11 protein-coding genes are annotated in these 12974 nt (G+C 73.0%); 2 read left to right on the forward strand and 9 right to left on the reverse strand.

What is annotated here, in order from left to right:
* Nucleotides 1-169: 169 nt before the first annotated feature.
* A complete protein-coding gene (locus ACZ5T9_RS00315; protein ID WP_464833349.1) occupies nt 170-1681 on the reverse strand; it encodes a DUF4349 domain-containing protein in 1512 nt (503 codons plus the stop codon).
* Nucleotides 1678-2685: an RNA polymerase sigma factor gene (locus ACZ5T9_RS00320; protein ID WP_464833351.1), complete on the reverse strand. Its 1008-nt coding sequence runs from the start codon at nt 2683-2685 to the stop codon at nt 1678-1680. The genes ACZ5T9_RS00315 and ACZ5T9_RS00320 overlap by 4 nt, the downstream gene beginning before the upstream one ends.
* 109 nt (nt 2686-2794) lie before the next feature.
* Here ACZ5T9_RS00320 and ACZ5T9_RS00325 point away from each other — a divergent pair, with 109 nt between their 5' ends.
* A complete protein-coding gene (locus ACZ5T9_RS00325) occupies nt 2795-3868 on the forward strand; it encodes a glycosyltransferase family 4 protein (protein ID WP_464833353.1) in 1074 nt (357 codons plus the stop codon).
* 180 nt (nt 3869-4048) lie between these two features.
* Here ACZ5T9_RS00325 and ACZ5T9_RS00330 read toward each other — a convergent pair whose 3' ends face one another.
* A complete protein-coding gene (locus ACZ5T9_RS00330) occupies nt 4049-4627 on the reverse strand; it encodes a M23 family metallopeptidase (RefSeq protein ID WP_464833355.1) in 579 nt (192 codons plus the stop codon).
* 382 nt (nt 4628-5009) lie between these two features.
* Nucleotides 5010-5645: a hypothetical protein gene (locus ACZ5T9_RS00335; RefSeq protein ID WP_464833357.1), complete on the reverse strand. Its 636-nt coding sequence runs from the start codon at nt 5643-5645 to the stop codon at nt 5010-5012.
* Between the two features lie 2561 nt (nt 5646-8206).
* Here ACZ5T9_RS00335 and ACZ5T9_RS00340 point away from each other — a divergent pair.
* Nucleotides 8207-8842: a CAP domain-containing protein gene (locus ACZ5T9_RS00340; protein ID WP_464833359.1), complete on the forward strand. Its 636-nt coding sequence runs from the start codon at nt 8207-8209 to the stop codon at nt 8840-8842.
* Between the two features lie 176 nt (nt 8843-9018).
* Here ACZ5T9_RS00340 and ACZ5T9_RS00345 read toward each other — a convergent pair whose 3' ends face one another.
* From ACZ5T9_RS00345 to ACZ5T9_RS00365, 5 genes are all read right to left on the reverse strand, one after another.
* Nucleotides 9019-9228 (reverse strand): hypothetical protein, encoded by a 210-nt coding sequence (locus tag ACZ5T9_RS00345; RefSeq protein ID WP_006904427.1) that lies wholly within the window; start codon nt 9226-9228, stop codon nt 9019-9021.
* Nucleotides 9229-9321: 93 nt separating this feature from the next.
* Nucleotides 9322-9630, reverse strand: a complete 309-nt coding sequence (locus ACZ5T9_RS00350; protein WP_464833361.1) for a cytochrome C oxidase subunit IV family protein — start codon at nt 9628-9630, stop codon at nt 9322-9324.
* A 29-nt stretch (nt 9631-9659) separates the two neighbouring features.
* The gene (locus ACZ5T9_RS00355; protein WP_464833363.1) at nt 9660-10304 is read right to left on the reverse strand and encodes a cytochrome c oxidase subunit 3; all 645 of its coding nucleotides are present in this window, start codon (nt 10302-10304) and stop codon (nt 9660-9662) included.
* Between the two features lie 16 nt (nt 10305-10320).
* Nucleotides 10321-11040, reverse strand: a complete 720-nt coding sequence (locus ACZ5T9_RS00360) for a cytochrome c oxidase subunit 3 (RefSeq protein ID WP_464833365.1) — start codon at nt 11038-11040, stop codon at nt 10321-10323.
* Nucleotides 11041-11193: 153 nt separating this feature from the next.
* The gene (locus tag ACZ5T9_RS00365; RefSeq protein ID WP_464833367.1) at nt 11194-12972 is read right to left on the reverse strand and encodes a cytochrome c oxidase subunit I; all 1779 of its coding nucleotides are present in this window, start codon (nt 12970-12972) and stop codon (nt 11194-11196) included.
* Nucleotides 12973-12974: the final 2 nt, after the last annotated feature.

Consider the following 12974-nt stretch of genomic DNA (forward strand, 5'->3'; position numbering starts at 1 on the left):
AAATTGTTAGGTTTGGGGTCCCGCCGCCGGCGGGAGACGGTCCCAAAAGGTGCCCTGTCAAGGTGCTTCGAGCCGGCTGAAGGCAGGTTCGCCCCGGTTCCGGGCGCGGGGGCCGCTTCCGGCCCGGCGCGGCCCCTTAGGGGCTCCGGCCGCCCAAGGGCCCCGCCCGTCAGCGTCCCCGCCACCGCCGCCAGCTGCGCCAGGCCAGCAAGGCGGCACCGGCCAGGACGGCGTACGGCAGCACCACCGCCACCCCCACCAGCGCCAGGGTGGCCAGGGAGGCGAGAGACCGCAGCGAGGCCTGCCAGGCCAGGCGGACGCGGGTGAACGGGTCGCCGGCGGGAGGGGCAGGCTGGGGCGCCAGGGCCTCGATGGCCAGCTCGATCCGGGCCAGGCGCATGGCCTGTTCCCAGTAGCGGACCTGGCCCTCCAGCTGCTCGATCTCCCCGCGCACCCGCCAGAGCTCCTGTTCCACCTTGAGCAGTTCCTCCACACTGCCCGTGCGCCCGGCCAGCTGCCGCAACCGTTCCTCCTGCGCCCGGAGGTTGGCCAGGCGGGCCTGGGTATCCACCCACTGCTGGGAGATGTCTTCGGCGCTCAGGGCCCTCAGGTCGACCCGGCCGTCACCGGCCAGGGCCGCCAGCCGGTCCATGGCCTCCTCCAGGCGCTGGTCGGGCACGCGCAGCACCAGGTAGGCAAAGCGGGCCGGCCCTCCGCCCTCCAGCTGCGCCTGCTCGGTGAAGCCTCCCAGGCGCCGGGCCACGGCCTGCGCCTCCCGGAAGGCCGGCTCCACGTCCGGCACGGCCAGCTCCAGGCGGCCGGAGCGGATCAGCCACGGGCCCTGCCGGTCCCGACCCGGACTCGTAGCCAGGAGGCCGGCTGCGGCGGCGTCACCGGCCCGGGATCCGGGAGCCGGCACGCCGGCGGGGTCCGCGGGCCCGGCTCCTTCAGCCGCTCCCGGCCCGTCCCCGAATCCCTCCGCTCCGGCCTCTGCGGCCTCCCCCGCGCCCTCCCGGTTCGCCGCCATGGTCCCGCCTTCCCGGACCCCGTCGCGATCGGTGGCCACCGGAGGACCGCCGGCGGGAGTGCCCGCCGTTTCCAAGGCGGGCAGGCCCTGCCGGCCCGGAGGGGTGCTTTGCGAGCCGGCCGGGCCGTCACCGGTGCCGCCGAACCGGCCGGCCAGGAGGACCAGGGCCACCATCGCCGCGGCCGCCAGCACCGCCGGCAGGGGCCCGCTCCCCGGCCCGCGCCCCGGAACCCGGCGGCGCCCTGGGCCGTGGCGGCCCCCGTGGCGGTCCCCTTGCTCCGGGCCGGGCCTTGCCGCCGGTTCGGCCCTTTCCCCGGGTGCGGGCCCCACCGCCGGCCGTCCCGCTTCCGGCCGGTCTGCTGGTGCGGACGCGGCCGCGGGGGAGGGGACGCCGGCCGGGATCCCGGTCCGGGTCAGGATGGCCTCCAGCAGGCCGGGCGGCGGTTCCACCGGCTCCAGGGACGCCAGGGCCATGCGAGCCTGGGCTTCGGCTTCCGCCAGGGCCCGGCACCGGGGGCAACGGGCCAGGTGGCACTCGACGGCCTGCCGCCGCTGCGGCGGCAGCTGGGCGCGGGCGTCACCGTCAAGCCAGCGGACCGGGTGGAGTCCCAGGCCCGGGAAACCGGCCAGGAAGTCGATCCAGGACCATCTCATGGCGTCTCGCCTCCGGTTCCCGGCGCCCAGCCGGCGCGGATCAGGGCGTCCCGCAGCAGCAGGCGGCCACGGTGAATCCGGGACCGCACCGTTCCCGGGCGCAAACCCAGGACGGCGCCGATCTCCTCATAGGACAGGTCGTGCAGGTCACGGAGGACGACCGCCACCCGGAACGGCTCGGGCAAGCCGGCCAGGGCGGCGGCAACGGCCTGGCGGATCTCCCCCGCCAGCACCGCCGCTTCCGGACTGGAGCCCGGAGCGAAGGGATCCGGGAACCGGGCAGGGTACCGCCCCGCGCCTTCCCCGCGGCCCCCGCTCCCGCCGGGGAGGGCGCTGCTACCGGTCCGGGTGCCCCCGCTGCCAGGGTCCGGCGTGGCCCCGGCCACCGCGGCCCCCGCCACTGCGGCCCCGGCGCCGGCGCCGGTGCCGCCGGCTTCAGCAGGTGCGGCGGTTGCCCCCCGGCCGGCGGGCGGCCGGGCGGGTTCGCCGGCTGGGCCGGGTTCGTCCCCCACCCCGCCTGCGGAGGCCCCGGTACCGGGCCCTCCGGCGGGGTCCGGACCGGGCCCCAGGCCCGCACCCCTCCTGCGGGTGGAACCCGGGTGAAGGTCGCCGTGAAGGTCGCCCCACGGCCAGGGTCGCCGGCGGCGCCGGCGCAGCTCGTCCTGGCAAGTATTGACGGCGATCCGGTAAAGCCACGTGCGGAACCGGGCCTGGCCACGAAAGTGGGCCAGCCGGGTGAACACCCGGAGAAAGACCTCCTGGGTGGCGTCGGCCGCGTCCGCCGGCTGCCCCACCAGCCTGAGGCACAGGGCGTAGACCAGCCCGTGGTGCCGCCGGACCAGGTCCGCAAAGGCTTCGTGGTCCCCCTGGCAGGCACGCCGGACCAGTTCCTCGTCGGAGGCCTGGTCGCCGGCCGGAACCGGGGGGTTGACGGCCTCACCGCCGGGCGGGGTCCCTGCGGCCGCGGGCCCGGCAGCCAGCCGCCCGCCCTCGCCGAGGTGCATCGCCGTCCTCCTCTCTGCACCGCCTTGGACGCCAGGATCCCGGCGCCGGTTCCCGGGGACGGCCACCATCGCCGGCGCATAGGTTCCAGGCAACGGGAGGGATGGCACCTTGCACGTCCTGATGCTCACGGCGGCCTTCTTCCCTTCCGGACAGACGGCCCACGTCCTGGACCTAGCCCGGGGGCTGGTGCGGCGGGGGCACCGGGTGGACCTGTGGGTCACCCACTCCCGCGGCGGTCGCCAGGCCCACGCCAGCACGGTGGCCGCCCTGGAAGGGGCGGGGGTGGCGGTGCGTTTCCTCCCCGCCCCCGTAGTGGGCGAGCGGGCCGGCCTGCCGGGCGAGCGCTACGACGTGGTGCATGCCCAGTCGTCCTGGTCCTTCGAACTGGGCCGCCGCCTGGCCGAGATGCTCGGCGTTCCCCTGGTGCTGACCTGCCACGGTCTCGGGCTCGACCAGCCGGCCTACCGGCGCGCCCTGGCAGCGGCCAGCCGGCTCATCTGCGTGGGCCCCCGCGTGGCCCGCGACCTGGGAGCCTACCGGTCGAAGATCGCCGTGGTGGGCAACGGCGTGGATCTGGAACGGTTTCGCCCCGGTATTCGCGAGCCGCACTGGACCCTCCTGTACGCCGGTCGGGTGGATCGCTGGAAGCGGCCCGCCCTGGCTGCGTTCCGGCAAGCGGTGCAGGGACTTCCCCGGGACGCCCAGGTGTGGGCGGCCAGCACCCGCCGCCTGGGAGGGGGGCGAATCCAGAACCTGGGCTGGGTTTCCGAACTGGAGCGGGTGATGGGACGGGTGCACGTGGTCGCCGGCACGGGCCGGGTCATCCGCGAGGGGCTGGCCTCAGGAGCGGCCTGCCTGGTCCTGGGGCGGGAGTACCACGGCCCGGTGACCCCGGAACTGGTGGAACGAATGGACTTCCCCGACTTCAGCGGCACCGGCCGCGGCCTGGGGCCGCCGGATCCGGCGGCCATCCTCCGGGACCTGCTGCGGCTCTACCGGGACCGGAGGTGGCTGGCGGAGCTGATGGCCTTCGGCCGGCGCTACGCGGAGGCCCGCCTGGGGCTCGACGCGATGGTCGAGGCGACGGTGGAGGTCTACAGGGCGGCGGGCGCGGGGGCGCCGGGAGCGGGGCCAGGCCCGGGTCCTTCCGGGGCTGGACCGGAGGCTCCGGGCGGCGAGTGAGGCGGGCCGCCAGGCAACGGGGCATGGCCGGCCGCCGGCGCGGGATGAAGCACCGGAGCAGGCACAGCAGGAGCGAAGGAGGGCAACGATGGAAACCGGCGGGGGAAATCGCGAAAGGGGCCGGGTCACCCCGCCCGGCCCCTTTTCCTTCTGGCCGGCTTTTGGCCGGCCGGTTCGGGATCAGCCGTCCCCTTCCGCGGCCTCCAGGGCCTCCCAGTACCGGAGATAAGGGTACGGGTTCACCGGCCCCGGGTGCCCGCCCTGCCGGCGCAACTCGAAGTGCAGGTGGGGCCAGAACTTGCCCCGGGTCCCCGGTGGGCCGTAGCCCGTGTTGCCCACGTACCCCAGGACCTGTCCCGCCCGCACCCGCTGCCCCACCCGGACCTCGGGAGCGTAGCGGTCCAGGTGCGAGTAGTAGGCGGCGTAGCCCGTCCCGGCCAGTTCCACCACGATGAACCAGCCCCCGTAGGGGCTCCAGCCGCGGGCCAGGACCCGGCCCGGCCCCACCGATCGGACGGGCGTCCCCCTGGCCGCCAGCAGGTCGTTGCCCTGGTGCCGCCTGGGTCGCGGGCCCGAAGGGGTCCAGTGCCGCGGATCACCAAAGGTGTCCCGGTCGAACCGGTACCTGCCCCGGGGCAGCGGAAAACAAAAGCCGGGGCGCAGCAACCGGGGGTCGAGATCAGGGTAGCGCGGCCGCACCGTGGCCTCCCAGCGGCGCAGGGCCTGACCGGCGGCTGGGGACAGGGGAATCCGGCCCACCCGGTCTCGCTCGCCCTGCCCGGCCGGAGCGGGAACCCTGGACGTGCCGCTTGCCCCGCCCGGGGTTGAACGGGGCGTCCCGCCGCGGCCCCCCTGGGTGAGGGGGCGGGCCGGACCGGGGGCCGCGCCGCTCGCCGGGTCATGGGGCCCGGCGCTGGGGTCAGGGCCTGTGGCGGCTCCTCCGGCACCCGGGCCCCCGGTGCCACTCGCTCCGGCTCCGGCCCCGGCGGGGCCGGAGCCGGAGCACGGACCGGCGGACCGTGCCATGCGGCCACCCTCCTTTCGCCTTGCCACCCGCTCGCCTCCCCTGGCAGCCGGCGCAGAAGCTGCAGGGGCCGCACCGCCTGGCGGTGCGGCCCCTTGCGCCGGTGCCGCCGGTTCGTCAGGTCGTGGGCGGCACGCACTGCGGGGGGAACAGGTTCTCCGGCGGACAGACCAGGGGCGGCTTGGGAAGGGTGACGCAGGGCGCCGGCACGCAGAAGCCGTAGGCCGGCACCAGCAGCTTGACCAGCGCCTTGGACTGGATCAGCAGGCACAGGTCGACCTCGCAGCAGACCTGGCCGTTGATGATCACGCACGGGCCGCAGCGCGAGCCGGCCGACTCGCACTGGATCACCGTCCCCTCCGGCGCGCAGAGCAACACCGTCTTGAGGAATCCAAAGGAATCCTCGAACTGGGCGACCACGCTGTCATTGCGCCGGATGGTGAACTGCATGGTCACGGTGACCAGCAGGGTCACGTCGGCAAAGCCGGGATTGTTGGGATCCTCCTCCCGCGAGACCTCCTGGCAGGTGACCTGCACGATCTCACAGGTCACCAGGTCGGAGGGCAGGATCCCCTGGAACGCGGCGGGGATGGGGAAGCACACGTTCTCCCGCCGGTCCGTCTGGAAACAGAAGTCGTACACCTTGACCGTCTCGATGCAGACGATCTCGGTGGGATCGGGGCACCCGTACACCGGGTCGCATGGCCCGGGCACCACCTGATCGACCTGCTGCACCCGCACTCCGTCGCTCACGACGATCCCTCCTGCCCCGTGGGCCGGTGTGTTCAGCCGGTCCCGGCAGTCCCCTTGGACCACCGGGCACCCGGCGTGTTGCGTGCGGCGGGGGCTCGCGCCCCTGCTTGCCCCCCGGCGCCCACCCATGGGTCAACCCGGCGGACCCACAAGGCCCGGCCGGTCGTCCCGCCTCGCCTGCTACCGCTATATGAGCCGCCCTCCAGGGTGGCCACGGCCTGGTGCCAAGATTGGGTTCGTGTCCCCGGGGCGAGGCCGGTTGCACCACTCCCCTTGGGCGGTCGCCGCACCCCGCCAGGGCTTGGGCGGGCTGGGGCGGGGTCGCGCGGCCCGCTCCGCTGGGCCGCCATCCCGTGGCGCAGGGTGGCATAGCCCGGCCGGGATCGCCGTAGAAGCTTGCAGAACCTGGGGGGAGGGTGCGGCCCATGGACGTCAAGCGCCCCTGGGGCTGTGGTCCAGGGCAGGATCCCGCTGGCGAAGGCAACGGGCCGTCCCTTCCGTTGGACGAGCGGGTGGCTCCCGCCGCCCCAAAGCCTGAGCCGCAGATGGCCGGACCACCGGTCGCGGGTCGCCCCGAAGCCGAGCCCCCTGTGCGGACCGGCCAGGTCCCAGGAGGCCCGGACCCGGGCGCCGGCCTGGTCTTCCTCGGTCTTGGGCCGAAAGGGGAACCGTGGAGCTGGCAGCCCCTGCCCGGACAGCCGCTTCTGGTGGCGGGTGCCGGTGCCGTCGGAACCCCCTGGCTGGGCCGAGCCGGCCCCGTGGCGGGCCGGGCGGCGGGCGGGCCGCTGGTCTGGGCCGGATGGGGCCCTGCTGCCCGGGAGACCCGGTTCCCGCATCCAGGAGCGGAGGGAACGGGCAACGCCCCGGCCGTGCCCTGGGTGGTTCTCACCCGGTGGGCACGGGGATCCGATCCGGGTGACGTGGATGTGTGGATCGATCCTGGGGGCGGCCCGGCCGGCGGGGCCCGGGTAAGGCCCCTCTGGGGCGAGCGGGTGTTGATGGCCGTTCCCTGCAGCGACCCGCGGGGACGGGCCGTGTTCGTCCCCTGGTTCCGGGCGGGACCGGCCCAGGGTATGGCCGGGATCGCGGGGGAGTGGCGCGTTCTCTGGTTTCGGCAGCGGTGGCGCGACGAGCCGGTGGTGCCCCATCCCACCGGGCGGGGCGATCCGGGTCCGGCCTCGCGCCATTCTCTCCCGGGCGCGGGAAGCGGGGGGGTTGGCTTCACGGCCGCCGGTGCAGGGCCGGGCGGCCCCCGGGGGGTCCGGGACCTTCTTCCGGGACCGGCCATCCCCGCCGCCCATGCCTCCACCGCCGCCGCCCGTGCCTCCGCCGGAGCCCGGAGCGGCCCGCTCCCCCGGCCGGCTTCGGCCGGGTGGTGCCGGGGCACGTCGCCCGTGGTGCTCCTGGTACTGCCGCGGGGAACGTGGCCGGCGCCCGCAGGGCCGACCGCCGTCCCTTCCGGGGAACGGCTCGACGCCGGCGAAACCGCCCCGCAGCCTGGCACGGCGGCTCGGAAGGGCGGGCAACCTGAAGGCGCGCCTCCGGCCCGCCCTGGCGGTCCCGGGCTCTGGCTGGGCATCTGGCGGCGTCAAGGGGACGGTTACTGGCTCGCCGAGTGGGTCGATCTCGACCTTTCCTCGCTTTGCCCCACCACCGGCCGGCCGGCCTCGCCCGGTGCAGGACCCGCCACCAGGCTCCCCGCCCGTCGCCCCCCTGCCGCCTGGGCCATGGTGCGGTTGCTTGTGGCTCCCGCCGGGGGCGCCGCCCTGGTTCTGGCCGGTCCCGGTGGAACCGGGTCGGGCGGGGTGCGGCTCCTCGCCCGGATCACCCCGGAGGGGGAGCTGCGCCGGAAAGCCTGCGGCCGGCAGCCGGACGAACCGGCCCCCGCTAAGGCGGAGGCCGGCCAGGCTCCGGAACCGCCGCCGCCGGTCCAGGCCGGAACCACCGTGGACATCGGCTGGCTGGCGGACCTGGGGGTGACTGCACCCCTCGGGGAGACCTCCCAGGGGACACCGCCCGCCGAGGTGGAGGCGCCCCGGATGCAGCCGCCTCCGCCCGCAAGACCTTCCGGGGAACCTGCGCCGGAACCCGTCCAGGGCGATCTGAGGCCTCCAGGGACAGTGCCGGCGGTGGGGCACGTCGCCAGGCCGGGCAGAAGCCCGTTCCCCCATGGCTCCCGCCCCTAGCCGAATTCTTCCATGGGCTTCGAAAGATGCCTGGCCGTACGGACAGCCCTCCCCGGCGGCGTCCTTTCTCTCCTCGGCCGGTACGATGCCAACTCAAGCGCTTGCCCCTCAGGCTGCAGATCTGAACAATGGATGCTGGGTTCCACTCAAAAGGGGAGGGATTTTATGGAAAAGGCCTCTCTTTGGCGGCGCGCCGCCGCAACGGCGGCGGCCCTGCTCCTGATGGCCGTTACCGCAAGCCCCGCCCAGGCATCGTGGTATCTGGTCCGGTCTCCGTCCGCACCTGCCGCGGTCCGGACCGCCAGCCCACCGGCTCCCGCCCCGGTCCAGCAGCCCCAGCAAACCGCGCCCCTCCCTGGCACGGGTAACCAGGCCGTGGACACGGCCCGCCCGGTCGCTGCCGGCTCCCCGTCCTGGTACTACGCCTGGAAACTGGCCATCCTCCGCCAGCGTTCGGCCGACGGGACGGCAGGTCCCGCCACCCAGCCGGCACCGGCAGGCGGCAGCACCCCGGCGGCCCCGGCGGCGCCGACGCCCCGCGGCAGTGGGCCGGGTTCCGCGCCGTCCACCCCTGCCCCGGCGGCGCCGTCTCCGTCCAGTCCCGCCGTACGGCCGGCCCTGACGGCCGCGGAGAAACACCTGGTGGACCTGGTGAACGACGCGCGCCGTGACCGCGGGCTCCCGGCCCTGGCCGTCGACCCGGATCTGGTGCGGCTGGCCCGGCTGAAGGCCGAGGACCTCCGCGCCCGCGGCTACTTCGACCACGTATCCCCAACCTACGGATCGCCCTATGAGATGGAACGGCGCGCGGGCATCTCGGCCCGGGTCATGGGCGCGGAGAACCTGGCCATGTCGCGGGACGTGGACCGGGCCCATCTGCAGCTCATGGCGAGCGAAGGGCACCGGGCCAACCTGCTCAACCCCAGCCACGACGCCATCGGCGTGGCGGTGGTGCCCATTCCGTACGGCGTCCTGGTGGTTCAGCTGTTCCTGGGCGACCGCTACCAGTAGGTAGGTCCCCGGGCCAGGTAGGTGCCGGGGCGGCCACCTGTGAGATGGCCGGTGCCAAACGGGCGGGCGGTGCCCTGGGGCACCGCCCGCCTGCACTCCGGTCCGTCTCCCCGATCCATCCATGCCCTGCCCGGCCCTGCCTGCGCCCATCCCGACCTGCCCGCGCCGTCACGGCGCTACGGCCTGCCGATCTGCCGGTCCCGCCCCGACGGCTCCGGCGGCCTGCCGGGATCGTCCGGCGGGCGCTGGCCACCTTTCAGCAGCCGGTAGGCGCCGATTCCCAGCAGCACGATGAGCCCGTACGTCACGCCCAGCATGATCAGCAGGAACGCCTTGGGCAGCTGCGCGCCGCTTGTCCAGTGGCTGGCCAGTTCCAGGGGCGTCATATCGCCTTCCCCCTCCGGGAGCACAGGGCCGCGACGGGTGTCGCGGCCCTGCTCCTTCCGCAGCCGTGCCTCCGGAGAACCCTTCCCGCCCGCTCAGTAGTCCAGCGCCACGCCGTACCACATGATCAGCGCGAAGATCATCGGCGTGATGATGACGTAGATCATGTTGAGCTTCTCGAAACGCAGGTGCATGAAGTTGGCGACGATCAGCACCGACTTCAGCACCGTCATCAGCAGCAGGATGCCCACCAGCAGGGCCCGGGGCAGGTGGAACAGGACCACGCCCACCTCCAGCACGGTGATCACCAGCAGCCACAGCCAGGTGGTGAAGTACAGCCGGTTGCCGTGATCGTGCTCGTGGCCGTGGCCATGCTCCAGCGCATGCTCCGTGGAACCACTCACCGGGCGCCCCTCCTTCCTCGCCAGCAAACCTAGATCAGATAGAACAGGGTGAAGATGAACACCCACACCAGGTCGACGAAGTGCCAGTACAGCCCGGCCACCTCGACGCCCAGGCCCGAGTAGCGCCCGCGCATGGCGTTGAGCGTGACCACCGCCAGGTAAATCAGGCCCGTCAGCACGTGGAAGCCGTGAAAGCCCGTGATCACGAAGAAGCTGGCGCTGAACTGCGGCACGCCCCAGGGATTCGACGTCAAGCGAGCCCCATGTTGGATCAGGCTGGTCCACTCATAGGCCTGCGACCCCAGGAAGAACAGGCCGCCCAGGAGGGTCAGCAGCAAGAAGCGCACCGCCGCCTTCTGGTCTCCCCGGCGCGCCGCGCCGACGGCCGCCGCCATGGTGGAGCTGCTGCTGATCAGGATGAAGGTCATCACCGTGACCAGCCACAGCCCCTCGAAGATGTGGGTCCGGTCGGGCCAGGTGCCCGCCTTCAGCCGGGCCACCCCGTAGGCCGTCAGCAACGTGGCGAATACCAGCACGTCCGACGCCAGGAAGACCCACATGCCCAGCTTGGAATGGGCAGCACCGAAAGGCGAGCGCCCGCCGCCCCACTCCGAGCGCAGCACCGCCTCCTGGTCGGCCGCCAGCGGATGCTGCGTCGCCTCAATCGTGCTCATGCCGACACCCCCGTCGTTACCAGAGAAGCAAGGCGAAAAGGTAGATCCACAGCACGTCGACGAAGTGCCAGTACGTGGCGATGTTGGCCAGCGACGCCGCCCGCTGGGCCGTCGTGCCAGGCCGACCCAACCGCCACAGGCCGTAGATCAGCGCGCCCATGCCGCCGGCCACGTGGGCTGCATGGGTACCGGTCAGCAGGTAGAAGAACGCCGCATGGGTGCTACCCGCCGCCGCGATGCCCGCAGCCAGCCACTGCATCCACGCCGTCACCTGGCCCGCGACGAAGGCGGCGCCCAGCACCAGGGTGAGGCCCAGCGCCCGCCGGGCACCCTGCACGGCGCCACGGGCGGCCCGGCGACGGGCCACCTCCATGGCGACGCTGCTGGCCAGCAGGACCGCCGTGTTCCACCACAGCAGGGAGGGCAGGTCCTGGCGCGCCCAGCCGGGCTCCGCGCTGCGCACCACGTACGTGCTGGTGAACCCCATGAACATCAGGGTGACCGCCGCCACGACGATCCAGGTGGCCATGGTCGCCGCCCGGGCGCGGGCCGCCTCCTCGTCGCCGCCACCGGGCGCGCGGCCGTTGCCACCGCCGCCACCCGGGCCTCCGGGCGGGATCCGGACCGGCTCACCGGCCCGGCCCCCCGGGATCACCGGCACCGGCGGCCGCCCCGCCGGGCTGCCCGGGCGGGTGCGCGGGCGGGTTCGGGACGGCTTCCGTGTCGTTGTCGCCATCGGGTTCACCCCCTGACCTCGGCGGCAGGCCGCCGGCACCGGTACCTCCCGATTCGCCATGGCGCGTAGATGCCCTTGCACCTGGCCGTCCAGCCGGTCCCGCGGGTCCTACCGGCACCTACCGGCATTTGGCCCGCGAATCGGGCGATGCGCTCACCGCGACCCGGCCCGGTCCCCGCCGGCAGCGGCCAGCGCGGGTTCGGGCACCCACTGCGGGATATGGTCCACGCCCTCCGGGGCATCCTTCGGGCTGTACTCGTACGGCCAGCGGTAGACCACCGGTTCCGCCTCATCCCAGTTGCCGTGGGGCGGCGGCGACGGCGCCCACCACTCCAGCGTGTTGGCCTGCCACGGGTTCCGCTCGGCCTTCGGACCCCGGAACATGCTGTAGAACAGGTTGTACGCGAAGATCAACTGCGCGGCGCCCAGCACGAAGGCCGAGATGGAGATCACATGGTTCAGGGTCGCCACGTCGCCCAGGAATTGATAGGCGTCCCAGTTGTAGATCCTCCGCGGCATCCCGGCCGTCCCCAGGAAGTGCATGGGGAAGAAGGTGCCGTAGATCCCCAGGAACGTCAGCCAGAAGTGGATCTTCCCCAGGCGCTCGTTCATCATCCGGCCGAACATCTTGGGGAACCAGTGGTAGATCCCCGCGAAGACGCCGAACAGCGCCGCGGCTCCCATGATGAAGTGGAAGTGGCCGACGACAAAGTACGTGTCATGGAAGTACAAGTCGACGGACGGGTTGCCCAGGATGATGCCCGTCAGGCCGCCGGTGATGAACAGCGACACGAAGCCGATGGCGTACAGCGACGCCGCCGTGAACCGCATCTTCGACCGGTAGATGGTCGCCAGCCAGTTGAACGTCTTGATGGCCGACGGGATCGCGATGGCCAGGGTCGTCGCCATGAAGATGCTGCCCAGCGTCGGGCTCATGCCGCTGGAGAACATGTGGTGCCCCCAGACGAGGAAGCTCAAGCCCGCGATGGTCAGGATCGACCCGACCATGTACTTGTAGCCGAAGACCGGCTTGCGGCCGTGGGTCGCCAGGACCTCGGACACGATGCCCATGGCCGGCAGGACGACGATGTACACCTCAGGATGCCCGAAGAACCAGAAGAGGTGCTGCCACAGGATCGGGTCGCCGCCGCCCGCCGGATCGAAGAAGTGGGTCCCGCCGACCCGGTCGAAGATCAGCATCAACGACGCCGCCATCAGGGCCGGGAAGGCGAACAGGCCGACCAGCGCCGTGGCGAACAGCGCCCACACCGTCAGGGGCAGCCGGCTGAAGGACAGGCCCTTGGTGCGCATGTTGAGGGTGGTCGTGATGTAGTTGATGCCACCCGCCAGGAACGCCAGCATCAGGATGAATACCGAGATCAGCCAGAGGGTCTGGCCGGCCGTCTCGCGGTCGCTGAGGGGCACGTAGGCCGTCCAACCGGTACCCGGCGCGCCGCCCTGGACGAAGAAGGACGCCAGGGCGAAGGCGATGGACACCGGGAACGCCCAGAAGGACAGCATGTTGAGAACCGGGAAGGCCATGTCCCGGGCACCGATCTGCAGCGGGATCAGGAAGTTCGCGAACCCACCGCTCAGGGCCGTGGTCAGGAAGAAGAACACCATGATGGTGCCGTGCATGGTGACGGCCCCGTAGTAGAAGTCCGGGTTCATCTGCCCGCCCTTGAAGGCGTTGGGCATGATGGCCTCCAGCAACGGCCACTCCTTCCCCGGCCAGCCCAGCTGCACGCGCATCAGCATGGCCAGGAAGCCACCCACCGCCGCCATGACCAGCGACGTCAGGAGGTACTGGATGGCGATGATCTTGTGGTCCGTGCTGAAGATGTAACGGCGCCAGAAGCTCTGCGGCTCGTGGTGGTGGGCTGCACCCGTCGCGTGCCCTGCCACCGCGGCCTGGGTTCCGCCGTGCGCCATGA

It is taken from the genome of Thermaerobacter nagasakiensis, from assembly GCF_055396825.1.